Here is a 26,612-nt window from a genome sequence, read left to right as displayed (position 1 = left end):
TTACCTCTTCAGCTTGAGTTGGGTGAGTTCGCCCTGCAGGTGGCGCAGGCTTTTGCTCAGGGTGTCGATTTCGGCCTGCTGGGCCATGTGGCCGCGTAGCAGCTGGGCGAGGTTGATGCCGTAGTCGCCGGCCAGGGCTTCCACGGCCGCCGCAGCCCAGCCGCCTTCGTGGTACAGCGGGTAGACCGGGTAGCGCAGGCGCAGCAGGTCGCTGCCCTGGAAGGTGCGCGGGAGCTCGGCGTAGAGGCCCGAGGCGCGCACCAGGCGTGGGGTGCCGCCGCCGTCCTTGATCCAGCGGGGTGTGGCGCCGGTGTCGGCCGGGTCGGGGTTGGCCACGTTGTCGGTGAACAGCTCGGCCGGGGTCAGGTAGTAGCGGCCATTGGTGTGGCTGCCGTTGTAGGCCGACTCGGGGCTCAGGCCGTCGCCCTGGAGCTTCGTGGCGGGCTTGATGGCGTAGGGGTTCCAGCCTTCCAGCGGGGTGCGCAGGATCAGCTCCAGGGGGATGGCGTAGCTGCGTCGGTAGCTGAATTCGCCCTCGGTGAACGCGGCCACTTCCGGCCGGGTGTTGGCCGCCACGAACAGCGTCGGGTCGTTGTAGCTGCGCAGGTTGCGGGTGCGGCCGCTGGCGTTCACTGCGTTGCCGTAGCGGCGGTTGTAGCAGGCGGCGTTGAGCGGCTCCTGGCTGTTCCATTGGGTGAGCCGGGTAACCAGGCCGCTGTCCTGGTACTCCTCGGCCAGCACCGTGCCGGCGCCGTCGAGCCCGGCTACCTTGCCCATGAGCTCGTCGAGCAGGTCCACCGTGGGCGCCTCGTTGTACTGGCCCCAGTGCGGGTCGGCGGAGAGGCTGCGGTTGATGCGCCAGCGCTGCCGGCGCGTGCGGGCGATCTGCTGGCTGGTGCGGTTGGTGTCCCAGCGCTGGATGGGCAGGTCCAGCGGGGTGATCAGCTCGTCCATGGGGTAGTCGCCCACCGAGCCGACATCGGTGGTGGTGATGCGGTAGCGCCAGGCCACGTACTGCGGGCGGCCGGTGCTGGAGACCAGGCGGATCGAGCCGGGGATGAACGAGCCGTTTTCGTAGCGGGTGCTGTGCCCGGTGGCGTCCAGCAGCAGGGTGCGGTTGAGCAGCTTGCGGTAGTCGGCGATTTCCTCGGTGTGGCGGAAGCTTTCAAAGGTGTCGTCGACGGCGCCGGTGAGCAGCTCGGGCCAGATCTCCAGTACCGCAAGGTTCCAGCGAAAGTGCTCGCGGTAGTCGCGCAGGGTGATGTCACGCGCGGCGAAGGCGCGAAAATACTCGCGCATCTCCTCCACCGAGGCCGCCACACTTGATGCCCTGGCCACGCTGTCCGGAACCGGGGGCGGCGGAACGTCCTGGGTGGCCAGGTACTTGCCGGCTACCGGGCTGCGCAGGCGGTAGTCGTTGTGCCGGGTGCGCAGGTAGTAGCCGTTGATCATCACCGCGATCTCGCCCAGGCCACCGGTGGCGAGGAAGTTGGGGTGGTTGTGCAGGTTGATGGCGGCGTAGGCGCCGTCGAAGGTGCGGTTGAAGGCTTCGGTACCGGCGGCGCCGTACTGGCGGCTGCTGAACACGCCGGACTGGCCCATGCCGCGGAGGATCTCCGCCAGGTACTCGAACTGACTGGACTCGGCGAGCCAGTCGGTCTCGATCATGTTGGTGAGGGGGAAATGGTGTGTCTTGCCCTCGGGGTGTTCGCCCTTGAGGTCGGCCTCGATCGGGCCGATGGCGAGGTTGAGCGGCTGGCCCTGGTCGATGACCTGGATGGCGCCGATGGGCACCTCGGTGATGACCAGCGAGAGGCCCAGCAGGAAGCGGCTGGGCGCGCTCTTGTAGCCCAGCGGGCGTGTGGCGTCGGACCAGAAGAACACCAGGGTGCCGGCCTCGTCGAAGAAGCCTACCTCGCGCACCCAGAACTCCTCGGCGCCCTGGGCGATGGCGGATATATCCAGCTGCCGGGTGGTGGGGTTGTTGCGACTGGCGGCGATGGGCACGCGCACCACTTCATGCTTGAGCGCGGTGCGGCGACGGCCGGGCGCTTTGGCGGGGTCGTAGGCGCCGTCGCCCAGGCCGACGTGGGTCAGCCGGAGCTTCAGCCCCTGGGTGTCGGCGGCGAGGATGCGCGCCAGGCCGGCCTCGGTGGTGTAGACCTGGAGCTGGAGGGTTTCGCTCATGGTGAGTTCCTTTTCTGTACGAACTGCACGCTGCAAAGCAGCGTTGGCCGGTTGAGTGAGCCGGCCAGCGCGGGGGAGGTGTGGGTGGCGCTGCGCAGGCTCAGTGCTTGCTGGCCGGCAGGGGTGACCAGCAGGGCCGGGCGCTCCAGCGCGGCGAGGTAGTGCCACTGGGCGGTTCCGGCCAGGGCGCGATGCGGGTGTTGCGTGGCGCTGACGGTGTTGAAGGTGGCGGGGCGGCCGAGTGCGCCACCCAGGGCCAGTGCCGGGTCGGCTTGCGCGCCGTGTTCCAGTGGCTGACCGCCCTCGAGGAGGGTGAGCAGGCCGGGACGCTGCAGGGCGCCGCCGGTGGCGAGCGGTGCCAGGTAGCGGGCACCGACGCTGAGGGTGTAGCTGCTGCGGGCCGGCTTGGCGTCGTTGATCAGCGCCTGCATGCGCGGGGTCATGGCAGGGCCCAGCAGCGGGGTGTCGGCGTCGTATTGCAGGCGCTCGGCGAAGATGTCGATCTCGAAGGTGTGCGGGGCGCCCTGGTGGGCGGGCCACTCGCGGATTTCGGCATGGGCGCCGACGGAGCCCAGCAGCCGGCGTACGGAACCAAGCGTGCCCTTCTTGCGGTGAACCTCCACCGCGTTGGCAATGACCTCGCGCCGGACCGACTCGGGCCAGTCGTCGTGCCAGCTGTCGACGTGCAGCTGCCAGGCCAGCCAGGGCAGCAGATTGGCCGGGCAGGTGTGAGGGTTCCACAACTGACGCAGCGGCACGGGCAGATCCAGGCGGGTAGCTTCGGCGAGCTGGCGTTCCAGGTCGGTAGCGTTGACTGGCAGTAGCTCAGACATCGGTCTGCGCTCCTGTGTCGAGGCTGATGCCGGTGCACCACGCGGCCTGACGATAGCTGCAGACGATGTCTTGCCAGCCATGCAGGATGACCCGCTGCACGCCAGGCTGGTGCAGGGCGGCATAGAGGCCGGAAGCGGTCACGTCGTATCCCAGGCGGTGCATGTCGCGGGTGTAGCGCCGGACGGCGGCTTCCGCGGCCTCGCGCACGGGCTGGGCGGAAGGGCCGGGGTACATGATGAGCGTGGCGCGGACCTGGTAGGGGCGTACCTCGGCGGCTAGGACGCGGGGGCGGTCGGTGAGCGGGCGCACGTCTTCAGCATTCAGCGCGGCATCGACCCTGGCCAGCAGCTCGGGGCTCGGGGTGCCGTCGCCGTCGCGGCTCAGGACGGTGATGGCCACGTCGCCGGGGTGCGGCTCGGACAGTGCGGCGTCATGGGCGGCCACCAGGACGATGGCTGAGGCCGGCAACTGTGTCTTCAGCTCCGGGCTGAGGCTGGCGCGGGCGAAGCGCGGGGCGTCCACTGCCACGTCCTTGACCGCGCCGTCGGCCGACAGGGCGTGGAAGCGGTAGGCGCCGGCCGGGCCGGCAGTGGAGAAGCCCTCCATGGCCAACTGGGTGCGCGAGCGCAGGCTGGTGTCCGCTTCCCATACGGCTGGAGTAGGCGGCGTGGTGGCGGTGTTCTCGGGGGTGATCAGTAGGCGGCGCACGCCATAGAACGCGGCCAGATTCTCCAGATCGCTGCCGCTGGAATAGGCCAGCAGTACGGCGCGCACGCCTGCGTTGATACGCTCGCGCAGGATCAGCTCGCGATAGCTGCTTTCCTGCAGCAGCTTCACCCGAGGGTCGGAGTCCAGCTCCAGTTGGCTGGCCACCTCATGCTGTTGCTCGGCCGGGTAGAGGGCGATCAGGCGTTGCTTGCGCGCGGTGAGGATCTGCTCGTAGTCCAGGGGCTCGATGACGGCCGGGGCTGGCAGCTGGGTGAGGTCGATGGTCATACGGCGGCGCCCAGCTTCAGCGGCACCTGCAGGTTGAGCGTTTCGTCGCTGCTGCTGCGGGTACCTTCCAGGATGAGCGTGGCGGTGCCGGGTTTGGCTCCAGCCAGCAACTGCACACGGGTCAGCCGCACACGCGGCTCCCAGCGCATCAACGCCAGGGCGGTGGCGGCGTAGGCGCGCAGGCGGGTGTGGTCGTTCAGCGGCTGGTCGATCAGCTCGAAGAGCTGGCTGCCGTATTTGCGGCGCATCACGCGTGAGCCAACAGGCGTGGTGAGAATGTCTTCGATGGACTGGCGCAGGTGACCCAGCTCGTCCAGGGCGTTGCCGGTGTGCCGGTTCATAGCGGCGGGCTCGTGGGCGCGCCGAGGTTGCCCTGGTGCACGTGCTTGACCAAGCTCTTGTCGGCGGCAATCACGTCCACGGCGGCCGTGGCGGTACCGTCGATTTCCGCATCGCCGGACACCTTGAGCAGACCGTTCACCGTCACATCGCCCTCGATGGTCACGCCGCCGGAGGCTTCCAGCACGACCGTGGCGCCGCCCGGCAGGGTGGCAGCGAGGGCGTGGCTGGCGTGGTCGTAGTCGATGATGGCGCCGTCCGGGTACTCGCGACGGTGCAGGTTGGCGTTCTGCTCCGGGGCTGGGTTGGCTTCGCTGTAGAGGCCAACCAGCACCAGGGCCTGGGTGGTTTCACCGCTGGGGCTGAACAGCACGCACTGCTCGCCCTCGGTGGGCGGGTTCCAGTCCAGCGTGGCGCCGGCGCGCAGGGCGACCCAGGGCAACCAGGTGGTGAGCAGACGGCCGCTCTTCACCCGGCAACGGGCGGCGGCATGGTCCACCTCGGCAATGGTGCCGAGGCGGATCAGGTTATCGAGGCGGCGGGTGAGTTCGGCGAGGCTGTCCATGCGCCGATGGTGGCGAGGGCTTGCGCGGGCTGCATGGGATTCAATCTGTAGTGCAGGTGACTACAAGGTCCAAGGCTCAAGTGCAACTCTGAACCCCAACGACCAATTCAATAGTTGTCTCACCCGCTTTGTCGTACATTTTCTGTTCAGGATCATCCGCTGCAGCGACTGCGACAGTGGTTTGAAGATATTGACGAGCTATGGCCTTCAGCTCTTCGTTTGACGAGACGACTGGAGCCATCCCGAGCAACGCATTCGTATATTCAGCACGAACAGCGTCCACACTCGTTGTCACCTTATCTATGAAGTGATTTGCCGCACTTTGCGCAGCCGGATCGCTCGAGCGTTTGGCTAAGGAAAGCGTAAGGTCATCCATGGCATTAACCTTTCCTTGTATGCACGATAGCTTTTTTAATGCGGTCACATAGATCTGCGTTTGTTCGGAGAATCTGTACCGGGTCGAGTTTGTAAGCCCGAGTGCAGCCAAGCCTGCCCCAGAGTTCATGAGTCCCGTCTGGTCTGCGAGTCCGCCAACGACCGCTGCCAATCCACCATACGTGGTCGCTCCGGTTGATTCCCAATTGAGTTTACTGCGCTCCAGCGCCTGCATATAAATCCTATCGCGGTACTTCCCAAGTTCTCGCTGTAGATCGAATACGCTGCGGTTACCAGCCTTCGTGGCTATCGCCCATTGATCATTGAACGAGATCAACTCGTCTTTCGTCGGAAAGGGGGCCCAGCTCTCATTTACCGTGGCGCAACCGCTTAACGCTAGCAGCAATCCCAAGGAGGTCAATAGATACTTTTTCATAGGCTAATCCTTAGCTGAAAAGTGAGGACACGCTGCCATCATCGTGATGGTAGCAGCTATAGTGAAATCTGCCCGTCGAACGCGGAGCGTGGGTTGGTCGGTCGATGCCTTGCAGTTTAGGAATGACTGAAAGTCAATATTAATTATTCCATGGAAACAGAGTGATGAAGATCTGTAGGAAAATTAATCAAAACTCTATGGTTTTTGCAGTTTCGCTGTTTGGAGTATTCATTGGGAATGCCTCGGCCGAAGAGCAGCAAAACTCGGTCTCACCTGTAGAGTTTGAGCTTGCGTCGGAAGTGCTTGCTCAGTCTGAGGTCCAGCTTGCAAATGGCGTTGTGGTCAGGGCGGCAGACTGGCCTGCTCTCATAATTGCAAGATTCTCAAGTCAAGATCGAGGGGGGCGGTTATCTAGTTGCACGGCCTCCCTGATTGGGCCAAATGTGGTTTTAACCGCCGCGCATTGTGTTGATCCACAAGTTGTGAATGGTAAGCCTTTACTCGCTTCCTTGAGGATTGGAAACCGTACTCTGAAGATGTATTGCGACATGCACCCTGACTACTCTAAAGAGCCTCTGATGGGGCTTTCTCCTCGTAGTAGTGAAGATTTTGCGCTGTGTATTGTGGATGATGGGGGGCAGCGTCCTCAGCAGCTGAGAACGATGAAGTATGAGGTGGTAGATTCTGAAGGAGCGCTGGTTCGCGGCAGTAACGTGGTAATGACTGGATATGGTTGTAAAGATTTGAGAGTCGTGAATGGAATGCCTAAGGCAGGCGAATGGGATGGTCATCTTAGGATAGGTAGCGGGGTCATTGATAAGCCGGCAGGGTCGTCGCCAGGGAGACCCTCCTACGTAACGATCAAGTCAATTGCAGGTGTTGAGCCAGCATTGTGCCCTGGGGACTCTGGTGGCCCTTTATTGTCCGGCATCACAGCGCAGGACGCAGACAATAATCGAAGAATTCGAGGCGTGAATTCAAGTATAGCTGCAGTTGAGGGCCTGTTTATTTCGCGCATTTCGGCCACTGGAACCTCTACTTTCCGCTCGTGGGCGAAAGATTGGTTGTCAAAAAATGAAAGATTTAGGCCAGAGGCGTGTGGAATTAATCTGGCGGCCGGGGAAAAGCAATGCAGATTCTAGATCGTCGTATTGAAATGGGGATCATATTGACTTTTGGTTGTGGCATGGCTTTCTCTGGAAATGATGAGAGAATACTGACGGTTCGGGCTGTCAGTGAACCCTCTCCAGAGGTTGCGCAGTTGATAGATAAAATCGCACAGCCCGTTACCGTTCCAGTTGCATCAGGCGTCACTCTTAGGGAATTAATTGTTCGTCAATGTGGTGGCGTGACAGACTCCTATATTGAGTTAATAAAAGATAAGCCTGAATTCAAGGCATCTGGTCTTGATGGTCCTCTTGAGAAGGGTGTGATACCGCTTCCGGCATGCCTATATTACTTTAAGCCGTTCAATGCTCCCCAGGTTACGGTGCGCAGTGGTGATACTGCCTATGATTTATATCGAATGAAGACTGGTGGCGGAGGCACCCAATCGGAACTGGTCGAGTTTTTTGGAACACCTATTGAAGATCTCAATAAATTGACACCTGGCAAAAAACTCCCAATCCCTGCAGTGTCACTGCCAGTTTCATTGGCTATGCGACCCGGTAGTGAAGCGCTGATTGAGGAGTTTCGCCGAATTGACCCCCAGGGTTTGACTGTACGTGAGGCTCGCAGTGTTGAAGGGGAGATAGTGATGGGGATGTCGACTGGAGAGATAGCAGCCAGCGACGATTGTGATACTCCATCTGAGCCCATGAATGCCAAAGCTGTCTATGAAGCTTACAGATTTTCTAAAGAGCTTGCGCAGGACGAAGAAATCAATGTTGCAGGTGGGCGAGCAAATCTCGCGATCGTTGACAATGGTTTTTTCGGCGCACTTTCCAATACGCCTGCAGCGAAGGCATTCGATGGCAGTCCATTTCGTCGTAAATATTTCAAGGCAGATTCTGATTACACTTTGGCTCAGGTGATTAAGCTCGATAGGGTTCTTCAGCCAATTAATTATAGTTATGGCCTTAAGCCGGATTTAGAGAGTGGGCATGGGACTCATGTTGTTGGTATTGCGCTCGGTGGTCCAGGTCTAGAGCCATACTTTGATAGAATGGGGTCAGAGCCATGGGCATCTGTTGCGATCTTGAATATTGGTGTTGGGGCCAGGAACTTGATTAAGGGGTCTCATGAGCTATTGCTTGCGCAGTTGCGTGATGATAATCGCTATAGGGTAGTAAATCTGTCAATTACGCATGATGGATTATTGGATCGCAATGTGAGAAGTAATTACCAAAATCTGTTTGCTCTTGCCGAAAATACATTGTTTGTTGTGGCGGCAGGCAATGATGGAGGTAAAGATGTGGTAGACAAGGCTATCATCCCCGCGGCGCTGGGTGGGGCAGGTATTCCAAACGTAATTACCGTTGCTGCTATAGATGGAAATCACAGACTTACAAAGTTTAGTAACGTTGGGCAAAATGCAGTTGATATGGCCGCTCCTGGCTGTGAAGTTAAGTCTTGGATATCCAATTCTAACGAAATTGTTGCGATGAGTGGAACTTCCCAGGCAACTCCTTCTGTAACAAATGAGGCGGCTTTGCAGTTGTCGCTCGCCATTAACGCAAAGGCGATTACTCTCAAGAATAGAGCCATATCTAGTGGCGACTTACTGCCTGAAAGTGAAAGGGGAAAAACTGTATATGAGGTTTCAGCTAATCCCGTGCGCTCATTGTTTTTGTTTAAAGACTATCTGGATGTCCAGGAGGGTGATTCGATTCGATCTCTTTTGGGTGAAATAATAAATATGCCCCCTGTTACCTGTCTGGTTGCTCATGGTAAAGCTCGAAAGAAAGTCGAAGATATGTTTTCTATTAAACGGACTGAGGGGAAGAGCTATTTCTTTGGCGGAATGGGAATCGGGAGGATACAGCCGCCGTGCTTGGTTGTGGATGAAGGGCAGGCTGGAATTTCATTTTCTGCTACGCATGAAATTTCATCGACTGGAGAAGTTATAGAATTAGGGGCGCCGCTTGAGAAAGTATGGCCGGTTGAAAGTGTGCGGAATTTTGTTGCTCGTACGCCTATTGACGAGCTTCGATGAAAAACTTTTTCAGTCCGTTGAGTAGGATTGGATTAGGTTTTTGAGTAAGTTTATTTGCGTGCGTTTGTAGAACTCCTCTCTCGGTATGTCAGAAGCACACACGGGATAGAGAGTTTTTCATATTCGGTCACCTCAGTTATCACCTGAGCGGTGATAACTGAGGTGCTGCGTTTTAGATAATCCCCTCCATCTCATTCAACGCCCGATACAGCTTCCCGCGCAGCGGTTCCATCAGGCAGTGGAGGTGGTCGCCGTAGAGGCGTTCGGCGTGGGCGGCGCGGAGGAGTTCCAGGAGCATTTCCAGGGCGCCGTCGATGCTGGTGAGGTTGAAGTAGGTATCGCGTAGGCCTTCCAGTTCATCGAGCAAGTGCCCCATGTCGTTCAGCTTGGTATCGAAGTTGTTGGCCTTGAGCAGGGCACTGTCTGCGCCGCGCAGCAGATTGAAGTGGGCGAGAAGATCGCGAAGTCGATCGAGGGCGTTCACTGCCATGGTGGTTCTCCAGAGAGTTGGTCCTTGGCCGTCCACCACTTCTGCCACGAGTGGAGGACAGAGCCGTGCGGGTTGGCGGACCAGTCTCTGGGCTGGCGGGGCCGGGAAGCCCCCCGCGCACGGCTCGTCCATCGTGAACGTAGCAATGCCTCGGGCACAAAAAACCGCCGAAGCGGCGGTTGTGTCCGCCAGAGATGCACCGGGCCGCCAAGCCCAGTCTGCTGCCGTAACAGCATTGGCGGCACCGTACGAGCGACCCGCGAAGGCTAGCAACCTGAGTTCGTTGTTGAAATTTCCGAAGGGCTGAGCGGCCTGTAGGCCGATGCCTCAGTGCGCCACCAGGTGCTCCAGCAACTTGGTCCTGATGTGCTCCAGGTCCGCCTCACTGAACCCCAACAATTCCCTTTGGCTGTACTGCACCTCCGGCGCTCGCCGGCCGGGGCGGTCGCGCAAACCGTACTGGTGGATGCGGGCGAGGCGCGCGGTGCGGCCGAGGAAGCCAATAGCGATGCGCTCGGCGGTGCTCTGCAGCTTGAGGTGCCGGGCGGTGCGCAGCTTGCTGAACATCTTGCGGCGGATACGGCCGGCCTTGCTGCGCAGCTTGCGGGGTTTGCGCGGGGCGTAGGCGCTGCCGTCCGGGTTGCGCTGGCTGGCGATGCGTTGCTGCTGGCTGCGGCGCAGGTCGCGGGCGATGGTTTGGGTGAGGCGCCGGCGCTCGGTGGGGCCTAGTTTGACCAGGAGGGTGCCGGCCCAGTCTTCCAGGGCCTGGAGGTTACTGGACACGGATTGGCCCTGGGTGCGGAGTTTCCAGGTCTACGCCTGTGGGTGGCGCGCTGTTCCAGGCGGCGAGCAGGGTGCTGCCGTTGTAGAGGGCGTAGCGTGCTTCGGGCAGGTGCGGGGTGAGTGGCGGCTCTTCTGGGTGGTCCAGCTCAAGGCGGCCATCGGTCTGCTGGCGGACGATGACGCGCTCGGTGAGGGGCAGGGTGATGGAGAGGTCCACCTTGCTGTTGTCGAGGCGATCGGCTTCGAAGGCGATGGCGTCCTTGCCCTTGTCGAGGTTGGCCAAGAGCTCCGGCTGGTGGACGCGCAGCCAGGCCAGCAGGGGCACGGCGATGGCATCTGCATGGCCTGCGTAGTCGGTGAAGATGAGGTTGAGGCTGTAGCTGTATTCGAAGGAGAGGCCGGCTGCGGCTGTGCTGCGGATTTTGCCGTTGTCGATGAACAGCAGCAGGCGCTCGGGGTTATGGGTGAGCTCGGGGATGCTGGCCAGCAGGTGGCTGCGCAGGGAGTCGGGCTTGTTCATGCGCGGTACCAGCCGGCGGCGTTCATGTCGGCCACGCTGAGTCTGCGCAGGTCGCCGATGACGACGGCGCACTGGATGTGCGGGTGAACCTTTTTCAGGTGCGCGGCGAACAGCAGGACGGCTTCCCGGGGTGTGCCTTCGGGCAGGGCGAAGATGTCGCCGTTCTGGGGGCTGAGCTGGCGGATCTGCTTGAGGGTGATCATGCCGCTTGCTCCTGGGCATGGCGCTGGTAGGCGCGCTCCAGCTTCACGTCGTAGAGGTTCCGCTGGTAGGCCGGGCCGTTGTAGAGCTTGGCGAAGGTGGCCCAGCGCTTGCCGCGCAGCGCCTTGAGCAGGGCCGGGTCGGTTTCGATGAAGCGGGCGAAGGCTTCGAATTGCTGGTTTTCGCCGGCCTCCATTTCCGCGACGAAGGCCTGGACGTTGGCATAGCCGAGGCGCTGCCAGTGAAAGCCCATGATCTGGAAGGCGCCCCAGCTGGCGGACTCCAGGGCGCAGGTGTCGTCCAGGAGGCGGGCGTGGGCCAGACGCTGGTGCTCGGCGGTGCCGCCGGCGTAGCCACCCGGGCGCGGGTTGACCAGGTTGGGGTGGAGTGCGGCCAATTCGTCCGCGTGGATCTGCAGGACGGCCGCATCATTCTCGTCGCTGCGCGGGGTGCGTAGCTGGCGGTACATGATGTGGCGCTCGAAGAGGATGGCGGGCTTGCCGTTGCCGAGGAAGCCCTGGCCGCGGCTTTCCACTTCGTTCACCGCGTAGATGGTGGCCAGTTCCACGTCCAGACGCTGGGCTACACCCAGCAGCATGTTGTGGTGGAGCAGGCGGGCGTTGCCTGTGCCGGCGAGGGTGGCCAGCGTCTTCGGGCCGGCGATGCCGTCGGCGACCAGGCCGACGCGGCGTTGGTAGGCGCGCACGGCGGCTTCGGTGGCGTCGCCGAAGTGGCCATCCACGTAGAGCTGGGCACCGGCGCGGTTGAGTTGCTGCTGCAGTTGGCTCACGGCCTGGCCACGGTGGCCGTGGCGGATGAGGGTCATTGCGGATCTCCATTCTGGGTGAGGTGGCGCCGGGCGGCGGCGCGCACGCCTTCCACGCCGAGCAGGCCGATGACGCCACCGAAGAAGGGCGCGGCGCTGGCCGGGATGGCGATGAGCTGCAGGCCGGCGCTGGCGGAAAGGGTGATGGCGCCGCAGAGCGGTGCCTCGAGGCTGACCTGGCGCCAACCGCCACCGCCGTAGAGCACGCGCAGTGCCGCGATGAAGGTGCCAAGGCAGGCGGCGTAAACGGCGGGCCAGTGCTCTTCGAGCCAGGCGGCGAACCAGGCCCAGTGTTCGGGTTTGTCGGGCATGGGGTGCTCCTGTGTCAGTCCCAGAGCTGCACCATGCGGCGCTGGGGCTGCGGTGCCTGGGGTGGAAGGTTGAGGGTGGTGCCCAGCGGCAGTACGGCGCCCAGTTCGGCCAGGCCGGGGTTGGCTTCGAGCACGGCCTCGGTGACGCCGGCGGTGCGGCCGTAGTGGCGCCAGCAAATGGCGTCGAGGGTGTCGCCCTGCTGGGCAATGACCTGGTCCATCAGATGAGCTCCACGGTGGTGCGGGGCAGGCCCAGCAGGTCGCGGATGGCCCAGCGCTGGTCGCGGCGTAGTTCGTCGATGCTGGGGGTGAGGGCGTCGGCCTTGGCATGGCCATCGGCGCTGCTGTCCAGGGCGCGGTAGCGTTCGGTGAGTTCGGCGCCGGCGCCGCAGTAGAGGGCGCGGCGGTAGAGGATGAGCAGCCGGCTCTGGCCGTCGACCTGGTCGGCCGGAACATCTTCCAGGGCGGCGCAACCGAGCGCCTGGTGGCGGGCCTTGAACGCGGCCAGCTCGTGGTTGGTGTCGAGCATGGCATTGAGGGCGGCCGCCTTGAGGCGGGCATCGGTGATGGAGGCGTCGAGGCGCAGGACAGCGCGCATGTCTTCGCCGTCGATGTCTGGCCACCAGCCGTCGTTCTTGAGGGTAAAGCCGGTGGGTGTGCCGCCGGCGATGAATCCGCTCATGGGGACTCCTTGGGTCGGCGGTGGTTGGGGCCGCACGTTGCTCACTTCGCAATCGCAAGCGTGGATTGGCCCCGAGCCGCCGGGGTTGCGGGGGACCGCTCGGTTAGCTGCCGGTGGCAGCGAGTTTCTTCTGCAGGCGTTCGGCCTGTTCCAGGTCTTTTTTGCCGCCACAGGCGCTGTGCAGTTCGATGGCCTGCTTGAGCAATTCGATGCCCGCCTTCACCTGCCCGGGGCGACCGGGCTCCTGCTCGGTGAGGCCGGCGAGGGTGGCGCGGCCCATGGCAAGGTGGAGCTTGGCGCGGACTTCGTCGGGCATGTCCTGGTCCACGGTGAGCAGGGCGGTGCGGTGGAGGATGCCGAGGTCGAAAGGCTCGCCGGTTTTCTGCGCCTTGAGGGCGGCCTCTGCGATTTCTTCGGCCACCAGGCAGCCGGTGGTGCGTTGGAAGCGGTCGGGCATCGGCAGGTTGTGCTCGAGCACGTAGGCGGCGATGTCCAGGGCGCCGCGGTACTCGCCGGCGTCGATGTGCCAGACCATCAGGGTGGTGAGGACTTCGTCCTGGGCGCCCTTGCCGGCGGCGAGCACACCCTGGATGTAGGGGGCGTACTCGGGCAGCAGCTGGCGTTTGAGTTCGGCCTTGCCCTGGTTGGACTGGATCTGCCGCAGGCGCAGGCGGTGCTGGGTGAGCTGGGCCAGTTGCAGTTCGTAGGCGTTGGCGCCTTCCATGCTGTCGTCGCGGTCGGCCTGGGAGGCGGCGAGGGCGGCGTTGATGCGCAGGTAGTGGCGGCGGGCCGGGCTGCTCATGGTCAGTCCTCGATCTGAATGTTTTCCGCCAGGCTGGCGGCGGCCAGCTCTTCGATCACATAGCTTTCGTTGACCGACTCGTAGTTCTCGATGCGGTCGCGGGCGGCGTGGTCGACGAGGGTGCGGCGGCGGGTTTCCAGCTGCCAGTAGATGGAGAGGTTTTCCAGCGGGGTGATCATTAGCCCGTTGGCCGGGAAGTAGGGCACGCGCACGGCGGGCAAGTTACCCAGGCGCTTCTGGCTGGTGACCACGTCGGCGGCGAGCATTTCGCTGGGGGCATGCTGCTGGTTGATGATGGGGAAGTACTTGTCGGCCAGCAGCTTGCGGCCGCAGATGGCGACCAGGCGGGTGTCTTCCTGGAAGACGGGGTGGATGAACTCCTCGATCATGTCGAAGACCAGGGCGTCGAGGTTCTTGTAGTCGCCGCCACTGCCGATGCGGATCTTGCCGCTGCCTTCCTTGCCTTCTTTCATCACGCGAGCGGCGTTTTCGACACGCATTTTCTGCAGCCAGCCGATGTTCACGTCCTGCAGGAGCGGGTTCTTGGCCTTGCTGGAGGTGGCCACGCGGCTGGTGCCGTTCCAGCCGATCATGATCCGCGCCAGGGCCTGGTTGTGGACGATGAGGTTGCGGATGCGAGTCTGGAAGTCAGCGAACTTGGCCCAGGCATCGAGCTTCTGGTAGCGGATGTGGGTGTCGAAGTTGGTCTGCTCGCAGCGGTAGCGGCGCTGGTCGAGGCCGGTCGGGTCGCTGGTCTGACGCGCCTGTTTCTCGGTGTCGGTGGTGCTGGCGGTCGGGCTGTCGATGTCCAGGCCGACTTTCTCGCCTTCCTGCTCGCGCACGCCGTAGACGTTGACGCGGGACAGGAACGAGCTGGATTCCTGGATGCGGGTTTCCAGCTTCTGTTCGACAGTGGGTTCGACGTTGAATTTCTTGCTGACGTCGGGCACGCCGTTGAGCTGGCCCAGCTGCTGGGTGAAGGCGTTGTAGAGGACTCGGGTTTCGTTGCGCATGGGGTTCTCCGGTGCGGGCGGGCTGGTCAGCAGTCGGTGAGGATCTGGCCGTTGTCGCCGGTGGCCGGCGGGCGTTGAGGTTGCTCGGGGTCTTCGCTCTCGGTGAGCTGCTGCTTGAGGGCGGCGAAGTCGGTGCTGAGCTGGATGAGCTGTTGCTTGAGCACCGTGACTTCCTGGGCGGTGCTGGCGGCGGCCTGGCTCTGTTCGTCGGCGAAGGTGAGCAGGCCGGTGAGGGCTTCGCCCAGCTCGGCGAATTGGGTGTCGTCCTGGTCGTGCTTGGTTTTCTGGCGGCCGAGCAGGCCGTTGACCTTGTCCAGCAGCTCCTTGAAGCGGCTGGGGGCTTCGGTGACCTCCTCAAATTCGAGCTCGACTTCGATGGCCTCGGTGAACATGGCGGTGGCCGAGTAGTGACGGTCGCGGAAGGGGCTGGCTTCGGGCTTTTCGGCGCTGAAGGCGAGCACGTCGGTGCCGAGGCTCGCCGGGGAGTCGGTGACGGCCATGCCGACCAGGTAGGCCTCGCCTGTGTCGGCGAAGTTCTCGTCCAGTTCGATGGAGGTGTAGATCTTCTGCTTGGCCTTGTTGAGGGCGATGAGGTCGGCGGTGGGTTCGATCTGGGCAAACAGGGCGAGCTTGCGTTCGCCGTTGATGTCGACCTCTTCGGCCTTGACCGCCAACACGTCGCCGTAGGCGCGGAAGGGCGCGTCTGGTAGCAGGCTGCGCAGGTGCTCCAGCCAGATGCGGGCGCCGTAGGTGCTGCGGTTGAAGTTGCGGGCGGCCTGTTCCAGCCAGTTGCGCTTGATGGTGCGTTTGTCGGTGGTGGCGCCTTCGACGGCGACACGGAACCATTTGGAGCGGAATTTCTTCATGGGGGAATGCCCTCAAGGCCTGATTGGCGTTGAGGGCATGGTCGGGAGACGGGCTGGGCCGGGCAACGAGCCGGGCTTGTAGGGGGCGTTTCTACAAGCCGCGCCACTACAGAGGGTCGCGCGCGTGGCGGCAGCATCGGGGCCATGAATGCCGCCGTTGAAATCCCGCTTCGTGACGATCGCCGCCAGTCCAGGTTCCTGTACTGGATGGGCTGGCGACTCTGCGAAATCGCTCAGCACCTGGAGCTGAACGAGAAGACCGTCCACGCCTGGAAAACCCGCGATGGCTGGGACCGCGCCGACAATGTGGAGCGCATCGGCGGGGCCCTGGAGGCGCGCCTGGTGCAGCTGATCCTGAAGGACGGCAAGAGCGGCGGCGACTTCAAGGAGATCGATCTGCTGCACCGCCAGCTGGAGCGGCAGGCGCGCATCCAGCGCTACCAGGGCGGCGGTACCGAGACGGAGCTGAACCCGAAGCTGGCGGCACGGAACGAGGCGCCGAAGCGCAAGCCCAAGCGCAACGAGATCGATGAGGAGCTGACTTCGAGGCTGGTCGAGGCGTTTCTAGACGGCTGCTTCGACTACCAGAAGGACTGGTACCGGGCGGGTAATCAGCGCACCCGCGTGATTCTGAAGAGCCGGCAGATCGGCGCGACCTTCTACTTCGCCCGGGAGGCGCTGATCGATGCGCTGACCACGGGGCGCAACCAGATTTTCCTGTCGGCCTCGAAGAATCAGGCGCACATCTTCAAGGGGTACATCCAGGCGTTCGCGCGGGAGGTGATTGGCGTCGAGCTCACGGGCGACCCGATCACCCTGTCCAACGGCGCCGAGCTGCACTTCCTGGGCACCAGTGCGCGCACCGCGCAGGGCTACCACGGCAATTTCTACTTCGACGAGTTTTTCTGGACCTACCAGTTCAAGCAGCTGAACAAGGTCGCCAGCGCCATGGCGATGCAGAAGCAGTACCGCCGGACGTATTTCTCCACGCCCAGCTCGATGGCGCACGAGGCGTACAGTTTCTGGACCGGGGAACGCTTCAACAAGGGCAAGACGGCCGCGCAGCGCATCGAGCTGGATGTGAGCCATGCCGCGCTGCAGCAGGGGCGGCTGTGCGAGGACCGCATCTGGCGGCAGATCGTGACCATCCTGGATGCGGAGCAGGGCGGTTGCGACCTGTTCGACATCGAGGAGCTGCGCCTGGAGTACGACGCCGAGGCGTTCCTGAACCTGCTGATGTGCCAGTTCGTGGATGACGGCGCCTCGATCTTCCCGCTGACGATGCTGCAGCCCTGCATGGTGGACAGCTGGGAGCAGTGGGCGGAGGACTACAAGCCGTTTGCGTTGCGCCCCTTCGGCGATCGCCAGGTGTGGGTGGGCTACGACCCCGCCGAGACCGGCGACAGTGCCGGCCTGGTGGTGGTGGCGCCGCCGGCGGTACCGGGCGGCAAGTTCCGCGTGCTGGAGCGGCACCAGTTCCGTGGGATGGACTTTGCCGCCCAGGCCGAGGCGATCCGTAAGGTAACCCAGCGCTACTGGGTGACTTACATCGGCATCGATACCACGGGGCTGGGCTCCGGCGTGGCGCAGCTGGTGCGGCAGTTCTTCCCGAACCTGACGACCTTCAGCTACTCGCCGGAGGTGAAGACGCGCCTGGTGCTGAAGGCCTACGACGTGGTGAAGAACGGCCGCCTGGAGTTCGACGCGGGCTGGACGGACTTCGCCCAGTCCCTCATGGCCATCCGCAAGACCATCACCGCTGGCGGTCGCCAGTTCACCTACAGCGCCGGCCGCAACGACGCCACCGGCCACGCTGACCTGGCCTGGGCGCTGTTCCACGCGCTGCACAACGAGCCGCTGGAAGGGCAGACCGCCGCCAATACCGGATTCATGGAGATCAACTGATGACCGAAACCACTGCCGTGGCCCCGCGCACGGAGCTGTTCACCTTTGGCGACCCTGTGCCCGTCCTGGATGGCCGCGAGGTCCTGGACTACCTGGAGATCTGGAACAACGGCCGCTGGTATGAGCCGCCGGTGTCGCCGGATGCGCTGGCCAAGTCGGTGCGGGCCGGGGTGTTCCTGCAGTCGGGCCTGAACTTCAAGCGCAACATGCTGGCGAAGACCTTCATTCCACACCGGCTGCTGTCGCGGCAGGCCTTCGAGCAGTTCGCCCTGGACTGGCTGACTTTCGGCAACGCCTACCTGGAGATGCGCCGCAACCGGCTGAAGGGGCCGCTCGGCCTGCAGCCGACGCTGGCCCGCTACATGCGCCGTGGGCTGGACCTGGACCGCTTCTACATGATCCGTGGTTGGCAGGAGGAGCATACCTTCGAGAAGGGCAGCATCTGCCACCTGCGGGAAGCGGACATCAACCAGGAGGTGTACGGCCTGCCGGAGTGGTTCGTGGCGCTGCAGAGCGCGCTGCTGAACGAGTCCGCCACGCTGTTCCGCCGGCGCTACTACAACAACGGCAGCCACGCCGGCTTCATCCTCTACATGACCGACGCCGCGCAGAACGAGCAGGACATCGCCGACCTGCGCACGGCGCTGAAGAGCGCCAAGGGGCCGGGCAACTTCCGCAACCTGTTCGTCTACTCACCCAGCGGCAAGAAGGACGGCATCCAGCTCATCCCGGTGAGTGAGGTGGCCGCCAAGGACGAGTTCGGCTCGATCAAGAACATCAGCCGCGACGACATGCTGGCGGCGCTGCGCATCCCGCCGCAGCTGATGGGGATCGTGCCGGTGAACGCGGGCGGGTTTGGTTCGATCAAGGATGCGGCGGAGGTGTGGACGGCGAACGAGCTGGAGCCGGTTCAGGCGCGGCTCCAGCAGGTGAATGAGTGGGTGGGGGAGGAGGTGGTGAGGTTTGGGTGAAGCGAGCCCTTGGTAGTAGGGGGTGGATGGCAGCATAAGTCACTGAATATTATGCGAATTAATTTGTGTATTGTTGTGCGTAAAATTATGCGTATACTTGTGGTGCAGCGCATGCACATACTGATTACGACCGAATCTAAAGCTGACTATTACCGAATCTAAAGCTGACTACGACTGAATCTACAGCTGACTATTACTGAATCTATTAGAGGCATCGCGCCCATGAGTGCACTCCTAGACCGGGCTGAGCAGGCAGTGTCCGCTACCGCCATGGTCCGTAGCTTCGGAGCGAAATTGAAGGAGGTTACCAGCGGTGAGGTATCCCACCTGGTGATCTTTAAGGACAACGAGCCGGCAGCAGTTCTGGTGGGGGTGGATACCTACCAGTCTCTGCAGGATGAGCTCGAAGACCTTCGCGCCGAAAGACTGGCCATCGAGCGCCTGTCCACCCTGGACGAGAAAAATACAGTGAGCCTTGAGGACATGGAGGCTCGCTTCAGCTAGGCATCAGCCAATGAATTGGAGCGTTAGGTTTCACCCAGAAGTTGAGCAAGACCTCAAGCAGCTCGGAAGCGCTGAAGCTAAGAGAGTCCTGAAAGTGATACGCGAACGTATTGCTGAAGGAGAACCAGACAAGATCGGCAAGCCCCTTCGCGGAGCCTTGGCCGGTCACCGCCGGATTCGGACAGGTGACGTACGTATCATCTACCGCATCAATGGCACCGAGATCGTCTTGGTACTGTGTGTAGGTGCTCGTCGTGACGACGAGGTTTACGACTCGGCGACCAAGCGCGTTTGATCTAAACCCCGCCTCGGCGGGGTTTTTCATTCCTGAACCTCTGCGGACCCTAGGTAAGCGTCCAGCCAAGTCACCTTCCGAACTCCAGCATTAAGGGCGATGGTGTCCGCGTATTTTTAAGCGGACGCGATAGCCCTTATCGCCGGGATTTCCATGCGCCAACGAAGCTCTTACCCCAAACCGTTCAAGGCCCAGGTTGTTCAGGAGTGCCTGCAACCCGGTGCGACCGTCTCCAGCGTTGCCATCAGCCACGGCATCAACGCCAACGTCATTCGCAAGTGGCTGCCGCTTTACCGAGATCAGCCACCAGCGGCGTTGCCGGCGTTCGTTCCATTGAGGGCCATGCCTAAACGAACAACTGAGGCGTTCGCAATCATTGAGTTGTCCCTTGGCGAGCAAGCGGTCACAGTGAAATGGCCAGCCTCCGATCCTGAAGGCTGCGCCTGCTTTGTGCGTGGGCTCACCCCGTGATCCGCATCGATACCATCTGGCTCGCCACCGAGCCGATGGACATGCGCGCCGGTACCGACACCGCGTTGGCGCGTGTGGTGGCCGTGTTCGGTGCGGCGAAGCCGCACTGCGCCTATCTCTTCGCCAACCGCCGCGCCAACCGCATGAAAGTCCTGGTGCATGACGGCGTGGGTATCTGGCTGGCTACGCGGCGCTTGAACCAGGGCAAGTTTCACTGGCCGGGCATCCGGCACGGCTCGGAAGTCGAACTCGGCACCGAGCAACTTCAGGCTTTGGTACTGGGTCTACCCTGGCAGCGGGTCGGTGCAGCCGGCGCGATCACAGTGCTGTAGCACCTGCCATTAGCCCATCGGTTTATCTCCGCTGACCGCCTGCTCTGGCACAATCAGCGGCATGACTGCCTCGCCCAATCTCGACCAACTGACACCTGAACAGCTGCGCGCACTGGCCGCGCAGCTGCTCACGCAGGTCGACATGATGGGTAAGAAGATCCACCGCGACCAAACGGTTATCGAGAACCTCACCCACGAAATCGCCATCCTCAAGCGGCACAAGTTCGCCAAGCGCAGCGAGCAACTGAGCCCTGACCAGGGCAGCCTGCTGGAAGACCTGCTCGACACCGACATCATGGCCATCGAAGCCGAGCTGAAAGCCGTCAATCCTACGGTTGCCCCAGCCGAACCACGCCAACAGCCCAAGCGCACACCGCTGCCAGCGCAATTCCCGCGCACCGTGATCCATCACGAACCGGACACCACCCAGTGCGCCTGCGGCTGCCAGCTGCAACGCATCGGTGAAGACGTCAGCGAAAAGCTGGATTACACGCCGGGCGTGTTCACCGTCGAACAGCACGTACGTGGGAAATGGGCCTGTCGCCAGTGCGAAACACTGATCCAGGCACCAGTGCCGGCCCAGGTGATCGACAAGGGCATCCCCACCGCCGGCCTCCTGGCTCACGTGATGGTGGCCAAATTCGCCGACCACCTGCCGCTGTACCGGCAGGAAAAGATCTTCGGCCGTGCCGGCCTGGCTATCGCTCGTTCGACGCTGGCGCAGTGGGTCGGGCAAACCGGCGTGCAGCTCCAGCCGCTGGTCGATGCACTGCGCGAAGCCGTGCTGGGCCAACGCGTGATCCATGCTGACGAAACCCCGGTGCAAATGCTCGCGCCGGGCGAGAAGAAAACCCATCGGGCTTACGTCTGGGCCTACAGCACCACGCCCTTCGCCGATCTGAAAGCCGTGGTCTACGACTTCAGCCCCAGTCGTGCCGGCGAGCATGCGCGCAACTTCCTCGGCCAGTGGAATGGCAAGCTGGTCTGCGACGACTTCGCTGGCTACAAGGCCGGTTTCGAGCAAGGCATCACCGAAATCGGCTGCATGGCCCACGCCCGCCGCAAGTTCTTCGATCTTCACGCGGCGAACAAAAGCCAACTGGCCGAACAGGCACTGCACGCGATTGGCGGCTTGTACGAAATCGAACGGCAAGCACGGGACATGAGCGATGAAGAACGCGGGCGAATACGGCAGGAAAAAGCTTCGCCGATCCTCGACGCGCTGCATGACTGGATGCTGGCCCAGCGTGATCGGGTGCCCAACGGATCAGCAACGGCGAAAGCCTTGGATTACAGCCTCAAACGCTGGCTGGCACTGACTCGCTATGTCGAGGATGGTGCTGTGCCCATCGACAATAATCCGGTCGAGAACCAGATTCGGCCATGGGCGCTAGGCCGCTCGAACTGGTTGTTTGCCGGATCGCTACGCAGCGGAAAACGAGCGGCGGCGATCATGAGCCTGATCCAGTCGGCCCGCATGAACGGACATGATCCGTATGCCTATCTCAAGGATGTGCTGACACGACTGCCGACGCAGCGGGCAAGTGAGATCGATCAACTGCTGCCGCATCAGTGGATACCTGCCTGAATCACGCAAGGTGAGTTCGGCGTACGCTTACGACCCTAGCGTATTGCTCGGCGGAGTTTTCGATGAGATTTCTTCTGTTCCCCTAAACAGCGCTGGGCCACTCGAATAACCAGCACCTGACGCTCTTGCCAGTGATTCGGCTGTCAACGGGGTGGTTCTTGCGCAGGCAGCGCGGGTTGTGACTCTGCCAGAGCGCCTGGCGCAGCGCGGTGTCGAAGATGAGCGAGTGGCCGTGCTGAGCTAGCAATCGGGCCAGTTCGGGCAGGTTGACCCCCAGCACGTTTGGCGCTTTGGCGTGGTTGTAGTCCACGCCTTTTCCATCGAGAAAGGTCAGGGCCTCCCAGAACACCTTAAGTACATCCGGGGCCTTTGGCGCGGCGCGGCCAAGGCTATCGATATCGGGGGTAGGCAGGCCCAGGGCATCAGAGACGTCGGCAAGTTGCTGGTGGATCAGCTTGCGCAGCTCCGGGTCGCGAGTGCGATAGAGCTCTTTGCCCAGGGACAGGCGCAGTCGATGGTTGGAGATGCGCGAGGCTGCCGCCGAGCGATTGCCCGTTTGGTAGCGGCCTGTCTTGCGGATGGTGGGCAGGACTTCGTGAGTCACCCAGCGCTTGAAACGTTGAGCGGACGGTTTGCGGCTGCGCAGGATGGCCGAGTAGAGGCCGGCCTCGTTCACGATCAGTACGTCCTGGTCACCGCCAAGGGTACTCACAATGTGAGTACCCTTTTCATCATCCTCTAGATTCCGAGCCATGTTTCCGGCATCGCGATACTCAAGCGCAATCGCCAAGTCGCTCGCGACGAACCACAGTTCGCCGTCTTCGCGGGTCAGCACGCGAACCGGCAGCGTTTCGAACTCAAACAGTACGGGCAAGCTCATGCCTTCTCTCCTTGTTCCATGGCCGAGTACCGCGACAGCGCTTGGGCAGAGCGGCGGATGAAGCACTGGTCGGCCTGGCTGAGCTGGCGATAGTACTGCAACAGCACCTGTTCATCGGGCGTATGCAGCAGGGAGTAGGGGGCAAGACTGGCGAGCGAGCGCCGTTCGGTCCGTATGCTCATGACAAAGACTCCTGATTAGCGGTGTGTTCTCCGCCACCCAAACGCCAATTTGGGTGGGCGGAACCGTGCGGGTTGGCGTACCGGAATCAGGACCGGCGTGCCCGAAGGCACCCACGCACGGCCCGCCCATAACAGGCTTGCCATGCTGCGGACACAAAAAAACCGCGCTATCGGCGGTCGTGTCCGCCTGATTATCCGGGACGCCAATCCCGTGCCGCTGGACTTACAGCGACGGGCGCACGATATCCGCAAGCTTTAGGGCGGTCAACTTCAGGGCGCCTCACCAACGGCTCGCAGCGGGCAGCGGCGCCGGGCCGATCTGCGCCCGGCGCGCGCCGTCGTCCCCCCGCCACGCCTCCGCTCTAAATAGGTCGATTTTTCTGCGCGCCTTCGGGGCCCCGGAAAGCTAGCAGGGTGGCTGTTGGGCACACGTTGGAGGAGATGGTACGGCCCTGCAGATATATGCAGCTACTGGTGACTCCGGGACAGACCAGTGGTCTCTGCGGGGGGAGTGGCCCCTTCGATTTTCAGGAAGGCCATCGGGAAAAGGTAATTTGGGGAATTCGACTTTTTCGAAGTGCTGAAAGTCCCGTGGCACTAGGCATTGAGCGCTTACCCGGCCGGGTAATTTTCGGTAATTTTTTATGCGGGGTAGGGTGAGGCTATTGATTTATAAGGATTTTTTCTTAGAGGGAAAATACCGGCTCTTGGGTAATTGACTTACCATCCACTTACCCAAAAATTACCATTAATAAATACTTATAAGCCATTGAATCTATTAGATTAAATCTGATTCTAAAAATCGGCTTACCAGAATTACCTTTTTCCGATGGCCTTCCCGAAAAATCGACCTCTGCAAACGCGGAGGCGTTTTCCAGTTTTCTTCTCACTGGCTGAAAAAGCTTATTGAGGAGGCACGGCGCAACTCTCCAACTCCCCTGTACCGTCCAGGTGAGTGGATCAATCAGCGCAGAAAAATGGTGGGAAATGCTTAAAACAGTGCTACGGGAAGGAGGTGGGACGCTCTAGGCCACTGTTCATCAGGCCTGCAGAGCTCAGTCGCTTCAGTCCATCATCGGCGCCACGGAGAAGCGGCGAGACAGGGCAGGGCGGGCGGCGGGTTGGAGTTGGGCTTGCGGCTGGTTCATCGGTAATGAGGGCTGTGTTGCGGCGCCAGGGGCGTTGAAGGGCACGTAGTTTATCAGGAAGCGGGATTTCTCGTCCTGATGGCCTCTCGGCCAGGCGTTGCCGTCGAGTCGTCCTGCCGGGGCGCTTGAAGGAGTCGGCAGGAAACGTGGCGTTGGCAGCCGCTCTGCGGGAACTTCAGGGCATAGGCGAAGGTCGGATTTCGCCGTTGTGCCTGGCCCCAGGCTCATGCATGTAACGCCGGGGCGGCGCGTATAACCGATAACAGGCTGGACCTGTAACTCGCCATTCCTGACGTCAGTTGAGTGCACTCTCGATGCAAGCCAAGCGTTTCATGTCGATCCTGATGCTCACCCTCTACGCGGCCGCTTCGCTGCCTGCGTATTCCGCCGATCGCCGCGAGGCCCAGCAGAGCAAGAGTGCGTCAATCGCGCTGCTGGAGGCTGCGTCGCTGCAATTGGAATTTGGTGAGGTGGAAATGGCTGGTAATACGCTGGAGCGTGCCTTGCTTATCGAGCCGAACAATCCCGCGACCTTGCACCACCTCGGGCAGGTGCGTTTTCAGCAGGGGCAGTACGCGCAGGCTGTAGCGCTGGCCACGCGGTCCAATGCGCGCGCCCGCAACGATGCCGCGTTGCGCAACCTCAACCTCCAGCTGATCCAGTCGGCCCGGCAGGCCATGGGGCCGGGCGTGTCGAACGGTTCGGAGGCGGAGACCGAGGCGGATGAGATGGCCCAGGTCCAGGTAGGGCTGGGTAAGGGCGTGGTGTCGCGACATGAGGCCGGTATCGCGGCTGCTGAAGGTCCACCAGCTACCGGTGATTGACCAGTCCCTCTGTGTCGCCGCCCCGGACGCCGAGGCATAATCGCGGCTTCCTCCCTGCTGGAGCCTCGTTCATGCAACTCGATTTCACCCAGTTGGCCCCCCTGGATGCCTACCGCTGGTTGGCGTCCACGGTCACGCCGCGCCCCATCGCCTGGGTATCCACCCTGTCGAAGGACGGGGTCAGCAACCTGGCACCGTTCAGCTTCTTCCAGGTCATCAGCGATAACCCGCCGACCTTGCTGGTGAACATCAATACCCGCGACAACGGGCAGCTGAAGGACACCCTGCACAATGTGCAGGACACCGGCGAACTGGTGATCCAGCTGGTGTCCTTCGAGCAGGCCGAGGCGATGAATGCCAGTGCGGCGTGGCTGCCCCACGGCGTGAGCGAGTTCGAGAAGTGCGGCATTGCCAGCGCGTCGTCGCTGCGCGTGCGGGCGCCGCGTGTGCAGGGAGTGCCGGTAGCCTTCGAGTGCAGGCTGGCGGAGGTGCAACCTTATCCCCGGGCCAATCCCAACTGCCACCTGGTGTTCGCCGAAGTGCTGCTGGCGCATATCGATGATGCCGTGTTGACCGAGGCCGGCCGCGTGGACCCGCAACGCCTGGATCTGGTAGGTCGCTTGGGCGGCAGCGCCTACACCCGCACCCGCGAGACCTTCAACATGGTGCGGCCGACCTGAGCTGCAGCTATCGCACTTCAGGCCAGTGTGTTTTGCCCGCCTTGAGTAAAGATCCACGTTCGTAGAACGTGGACTTGTGTTTGCCCCCTATAAGGGGGCCATCCCACACGCAGCACCCAGCTGATCTCCGCCGCCGTGCCCAGCAGTAGGGTGCGCCATGCGCACCGAGGCGATGGTTGCGACACCGAGCCTGTCTCACGGTGCGCGCGGTGTTCAGCCGGGGGACATAGGTAACGGGTGTCGGGAGACATGGGTAACGCATTTAGGCTTACGGAATCCTTCGACTCTGGAGTTCGAGCGATGCCGTGGCAGGAGTGCACCACCATGTCGATTCGACGCGAGTTTGTGCGGTTGGCCGAACAACCGCAGAGCAACGTGCGGGAGCTGTGTCGGCGCTACGGCATCAGCCCGAAAACCGCCTACAAATGGTTACAGCGCCACCGCGAGCACGGCGATGCGGGGTTGCAGGAGCGCTCACGCCGGCCGTTGCACAGCCCTGGGCGCAGCGACCCGGACTTGGAACAGGCGGTGGTGCAGTTGCACCACCGTTTCCCGTATTGGGGCGCCCGCAAGCTGCGCGGCCTGCTGCCGGCCGCGTTCGAGCGTCCCCACCACAGCACCCTCGACGCCATCCTCCGCCGCCATGGTTGCCGGGTGCGCTACCACGCCGAGGAGGCCGAAGCTCCGGCCACGCAGCGCTTCGAGCACTGCCAGCCGAACGAGCTCTGGCAGATGGACTTCAAGGGCCACTTCCCGCTCGCCGACGGCCGCTCGTCGCGCTGCCACCCGTTGACGCTGTTGGATGATCACTCACGCTTTGCCCTCTGCCTGGAGGCCTGCGAGGGCGAGCGCCTCGAACTGGTTCGACCGCACCTGATCCAGGTCTTTCGCCGCTATGGCCTACCGCGCCGGATCACCGCCGACAACGGTCCGCCCTGGGGCTCGAACATCGCGGGCGGCCTGTCCGCCCTGGAGGTCTGGCTGATGCGGCTCGGCATCGAGGTCAGCCACAGCCGCCCTCATCATCCGCAGACCCAGGGCAAGCTGGAACGCTTCCACCAGACACTCAAGCGCGAGTTACTGCAGCGCTCGTTTCGCGACTTGGCGCACTGCCAGCAGGCGATGGCGCACTGGCGGGAGCAGTACAACCACGACCGCCCGCATGAGGCGCTGGGCCAACTGCCACCGATCACGCGCTACCAGCCAAGCCGGCGCAGCTACCCGGAGCAATTGCCTGAGCTGGACTACGAACCGGGCGACCGGGTGCTCAAGGTCGGCCGCGTCGGCCAGGTCAGTTTCCAGGGACGCAGCCTGTTCGTCGGCGGGGGGCTGTACGGGGAACGCGTCGCTCTCCGCCCCACCGCCGTCGATGGCGTCTACGATGTGGTGTTCATCCACAAGACCCTGCGCCAAGTCGACTTGAGACCGGGCAAGACATGATCATCAACCCGT

General features: G+C 62.4%; 31 protein-coding genes. 12 read left to right on the top strand and 19 right to left on the bottom strand.

Features of this window, described 5'->3' with window-relative positions; all coding sequences use genetic code 11:
- From THL1_RS16170 to THL1_RS16145, 6 genes are all read right to left on the bottom strand, one after another.
- Positions 1-2,187: a phage tail protein gene (locus tag THL1_RS16170; protein WP_069084184.1), complete on the bottom strand. Its 2,187-nt coding sequence runs from the start codon at positions 2,185-2,187 to the stop codon at positions 1-3.
- Positions 2,184-3,020 (bottom strand): phage tail protein I, encoded by an 837-nt coding sequence (locus THL1_RS16165; protein WP_069084183.1) that lies wholly within the window; start codon positions 3,018-3,020, stop codon positions 2,184-2,186. Before THL1_RS16165 ends, THL1_RS16170 begins: the two co-directional genes overlap by 4 nt.
- Positions 3,013-4,017: a baseplate assembly protein gene (locus tag THL1_RS16160; RefSeq protein WP_069084182.1), complete on the bottom strand. Its 1,005-nt coding sequence runs from the start codon at positions 4,015-4,017 to the stop codon at positions 3,013-3,015. The genes THL1_RS16165 and THL1_RS16160 overlap by 8 nt, the downstream gene beginning before the upstream one ends.
- Entirely contained in the window at positions 4,014-4,358 is a 345-nt protein-coding gene (locus THL1_RS16155; RefSeq protein WP_069084181.1) for a GPW/gp25 family protein, read from the bottom strand. The genes THL1_RS16160 and THL1_RS16155 overlap by 4 nt, the downstream gene beginning before the upstream one ends.
- Positions 4,355-4,921 carry a phage baseplate assembly protein V gene (locus tag THL1_RS16150; RefSeq protein ID WP_069084180.1) on the bottom strand — a complete coding sequence of 189 codons (567 nt, stop codon included), beginning with the start codon at positions 4,919-4,921 and terminating at the stop codon, positions 4,355-4,357. Before THL1_RS16150 ends, THL1_RS16155 begins: the two co-directional genes overlap by 4 nt.
- A gap of 76 nt (positions 4,922-4,997) precedes the next feature.
- Positions 4,998-5,732: a hypothetical protein gene (locus THL1_RS16145; protein ID WP_069084179.1), complete on the bottom strand. Its 735-nt coding sequence runs from the start codon at positions 5,730-5,732 to the stop codon at positions 4,998-5,000.
- A 164-nt stretch (positions 5,733-5,896) separates the two neighbouring features.
- On the opposite strand from THL1_RS16145, the gene THL1_RS29000 reads away from it, so the two are divergent.
- Together THL1_RS29000 and THL1_RS28995 are read left to right on the top strand one after the other, a co-directional pair.
- On the top strand, positions 5,897-6,874 hold the full coding sequence (locus THL1_RS29000; protein ID WP_083245904.1) for a trypsin-like serine protease: 978 nt from the start codon (positions 5,897-5,899) through the stop codon (positions 6,872-6,874).
- On the top strand, positions 6,862-8,886 hold the full coding sequence (locus THL1_RS28995; protein ID WP_083245903.1) for a S8 family serine peptidase: 2,025 nt from the start codon (positions 6,862-6,864) through the stop codon (positions 8,884-8,886). Before THL1_RS29000 ends, THL1_RS28995 begins: the two co-directional genes overlap by 13 nt.
- A gap of 172 nt (positions 8,887-9,058) precedes the next feature.
- Here THL1_RS28995 and THL1_RS16140 read toward each other — a convergent pair whose 3' ends face one another.
- The 11 genes from THL1_RS16140 to THL1_RS16090 all read right to left on the bottom strand — a co-directional run bounded on the left by THL1_RS16140 (position 9,059) and on the right by THL1_RS16090 (position 15,380).
- Positions 9,059-9,376, bottom strand: a complete 318-nt coding sequence (locus tag THL1_RS16140) for a hypothetical protein (RefSeq protein ID WP_069084178.1) — start codon at positions 9,374-9,376, stop codon at positions 9,059-9,061.
- A 327-nt stretch (positions 9,377-9,703) separates the two neighbouring features.
- Positions 9,704-10,159: a phage virion morphogenesis protein gene (locus THL1_RS16135; protein WP_069084177.1), complete on the bottom strand. Its 456-nt coding sequence runs from the start codon at positions 10,157-10,159 to the stop codon at positions 9,704-9,706.
- Positions 10,149-10,679, bottom strand: coding sequence for a phage tail protein (locus tag THL1_RS16130; protein ID WP_069084176.1), 531 nt, complete (start codon positions 10,677-10,679; stop codon positions 10,149-10,151). Before THL1_RS16130 ends, THL1_RS16135 begins: the two co-directional genes overlap by 11 nt.
- The gene (locus THL1_RS16125) at positions 10,676-10,882 is read right to left on the bottom strand and encodes a hypothetical protein (RefSeq protein WP_069084175.1); all 207 of its coding nucleotides are present in this window, start codon (positions 10,880-10,882) and stop codon (positions 10,676-10,678) included. Before THL1_RS16125 ends, THL1_RS16130 begins: the two co-directional genes overlap by 4 nt.
- Positions 10,879-11,706, bottom strand: coding sequence for an N-acetylmuramidase domain-containing protein (locus THL1_RS16120; RefSeq protein ID WP_069084174.1), 828 nt, complete (start codon positions 11,704-11,706; stop codon positions 10,879-10,881). Before THL1_RS16120 ends, THL1_RS16125 begins: the two co-directional genes overlap by 4 nt.
- Positions 11,703-12,017 carry a phage holin, lambda family gene (locus THL1_RS16115; RefSeq protein ID WP_069084173.1) on the bottom strand — a complete coding sequence of 105 codons (315 nt, stop codon included), beginning with the start codon at positions 12,015-12,017 and terminating at the stop codon, positions 11,703-11,705. The genes THL1_RS16120 and THL1_RS16115 overlap by 4 nt, the downstream gene beginning before the upstream one ends.
- Before the next feature lie 14 nt (positions 12,018-12,031).
- The gene (locus THL1_RS16110) at positions 12,032-12,238 is read right to left on the bottom strand and encodes a tail protein X (protein ID WP_069084172.1); all 207 of its coding nucleotides are present in this window, start codon (positions 12,236-12,238) and stop codon (positions 12,032-12,034) included.
- On the bottom strand, positions 12,238-12,699 hold the full coding sequence (locus THL1_RS16105; protein WP_069084171.1) for a head completion/stabilization protein: 462 nt from the start codon (positions 12,697-12,699) through the stop codon (positions 12,238-12,240). Before THL1_RS16105 ends, THL1_RS16110 begins: the two co-directional genes overlap by 1 nt.
- Before the next feature lie 103 nt (positions 12,700-12,802).
- Entirely contained in the window at positions 12,803-13,501 is a 699-nt protein-coding gene (locus THL1_RS16100) for a terminase endonuclease subunit (protein ID WP_069084170.1), read from the bottom strand.
- A 2-nt stretch (positions 13,502-13,503) separates the two neighbouring features.
- Positions 13,504-14,514, bottom strand: coding sequence for a phage major capsid protein, P2 family (locus THL1_RS16095; protein WP_069084169.1), 1,011 nt, complete (start codon positions 14,512-14,514; stop codon positions 13,504-13,506).
- A 26-nt stretch (positions 14,515-14,540) separates the two neighbouring features.
- Positions 14,541-15,380, bottom strand: a complete 840-nt coding sequence (locus THL1_RS16090; RefSeq protein WP_069084168.1) for a GPO family capsid scaffolding protein — start codon at positions 15,378-15,380, stop codon at positions 14,541-14,543.
- 144 nt (positions 15,381-15,524) lie between these two features.
- On the opposite strand from THL1_RS16090, the gene THL1_RS16085 reads away from it, so the two are divergent.
- The 7 genes from THL1_RS16085 to tnpC all read left to right on the top strand — a co-directional run bounded on the left by THL1_RS16085 (position 15,525) and on the right by tnpC (position 21,446).
- Entirely contained in the window at positions 15,525-17,285 is a 1,761-nt protein-coding gene (locus THL1_RS16085) for a terminase ATPase subunit family protein (protein ID WP_069084167.1), read from the top strand.
- Positions 17,285-18,256: a phage portal protein gene (locus THL1_RS16080; protein WP_069084166.1), complete on the top strand. Its 972-nt coding sequence runs from the start codon at positions 17,285-17,287 to the stop codon at positions 18,254-18,256. The genes THL1_RS16085 and THL1_RS16080 overlap by 1 nt, the downstream gene beginning before the upstream one ends.
- A 270-nt stretch (positions 18,257-18,526) precedes the next feature.
- Entirely contained in the window at positions 18,527-18,760 is a 234-nt protein-coding gene (locus THL1_RS16075) for a type II toxin-antitoxin system Phd/YefM family antitoxin (protein WP_028628036.1), read from the top strand.
- Positions 18,761-18,770: 10 nt separating this feature from the next.
- Positions 18,771-19,055 (top strand): type II toxin-antitoxin system RelE family toxin, encoded by a 285-nt coding sequence (locus THL1_RS28990; protein ID WP_083245902.1) that lies wholly within the window; start codon positions 18,771-18,773, stop codon positions 19,053-19,055.
- A 153-nt stretch (positions 19,056-19,208) separates the two neighbouring features.
- A complete protein-coding gene (tnpA, locus tag THL1_RS16065; protein WP_069081357.1) occupies positions 19,209-19,526 on the top strand; it encodes an IS66-like element accessory protein TnpA in 318 nt (105 codons plus the stop codon).
- Positions 19,523-19,858, top strand: coding sequence for an IS66 family insertion sequence element accessory protein TnpB (gene tnpB, locus THL1_RS30695; RefSeq protein ID WP_069081356.1), 336 nt, complete (start codon positions 19,523-19,525; stop codon positions 19,856-19,858). Before tnpA ends, tnpB begins: the two co-directional genes overlap by 4 nt.
- Before the next feature lie 61 nt (positions 19,859-19,919).
- Entirely contained in the window at positions 19,920-21,446 is a 1,527-nt protein-coding gene (gene tnpC, locus THL1_RS16055; protein WP_069081355.1) for an IS66 family transposase, read from the top strand.
- A gap of 82 nt (positions 21,447-21,528) precedes the next feature.
- On the opposite strand, the gene THL1_RS16050 is transcribed toward tnpC, so the two are convergent.
- A complete protein-coding gene (locus THL1_RS16050) occupies positions 21,529-22,326 on the bottom strand; it encodes a BRO-N domain-containing protein (protein WP_069084164.1) in 798 nt (265 codons plus the stop codon).
- Positions 22,323-22,508: a hypothetical protein gene (locus THL1_RS16045; RefSeq protein WP_069084163.1), complete on the bottom strand. Its 186-nt coding sequence runs from the start codon at positions 22,506-22,508 to the stop codon at positions 22,323-22,325. The genes THL1_RS16050 and THL1_RS16045 overlap by 4 nt, the downstream gene beginning before the upstream one ends.
- 1,462 nt (positions 22,509-23,970) lie before the next feature.
- Between THL1_RS16045 and THL1_RS16040 the strand changes: the two genes are divergently transcribed.
- The 3 genes from THL1_RS16040 (at position 23,971) to THL1_RS16030 (ending at position 26,600) form a co-directional block, all read left to right on the top strand.
- On the top strand, positions 23,971-24,480 hold the full coding sequence (locus THL1_RS16040; protein WP_069084162.1) for a tetratricopeptide repeat protein: 510 nt from the start codon (positions 23,971-23,973) through the stop codon (positions 24,478-24,480).
- A gap of 71 nt (positions 24,481-24,551) precedes the next feature.
- A complete protein-coding gene (locus tag THL1_RS16035) occupies positions 24,552-25,160 on the top strand; it encodes a flavin reductase family protein (RefSeq protein WP_069084161.1) in 609 nt (202 codons plus the stop codon).
- A gap of 300 nt (positions 25,161-25,460) precedes the next feature.
- The gene (locus THL1_RS16030; RefSeq protein ID WP_069081451.1) at positions 25,461-26,600 is read left to right on the top strand and encodes an IS481 family transposase; all 1,140 of its coding nucleotides are present in this window, start codon (positions 25,461-25,463) and stop codon (positions 26,598-26,600) included.
- Positions 26,601-26,612 lie beyond the last annotated feature (12 nt).

The sequence above is a fragment of the Pseudomonas sp. TCU-HL1 genome, from assembly GCF_001708505.1.
Classification (GTDB): Bacteria; Pseudomonadota; Gammaproteobacteria; order Pseudomonadales; family Pseudomonadaceae; genus Metapseudomonas.
The sequence above is the reverse complement of the archived record's forward strand: the minus strand, read 5'-3'. Positions and strand labels throughout refer to the sequence as shown.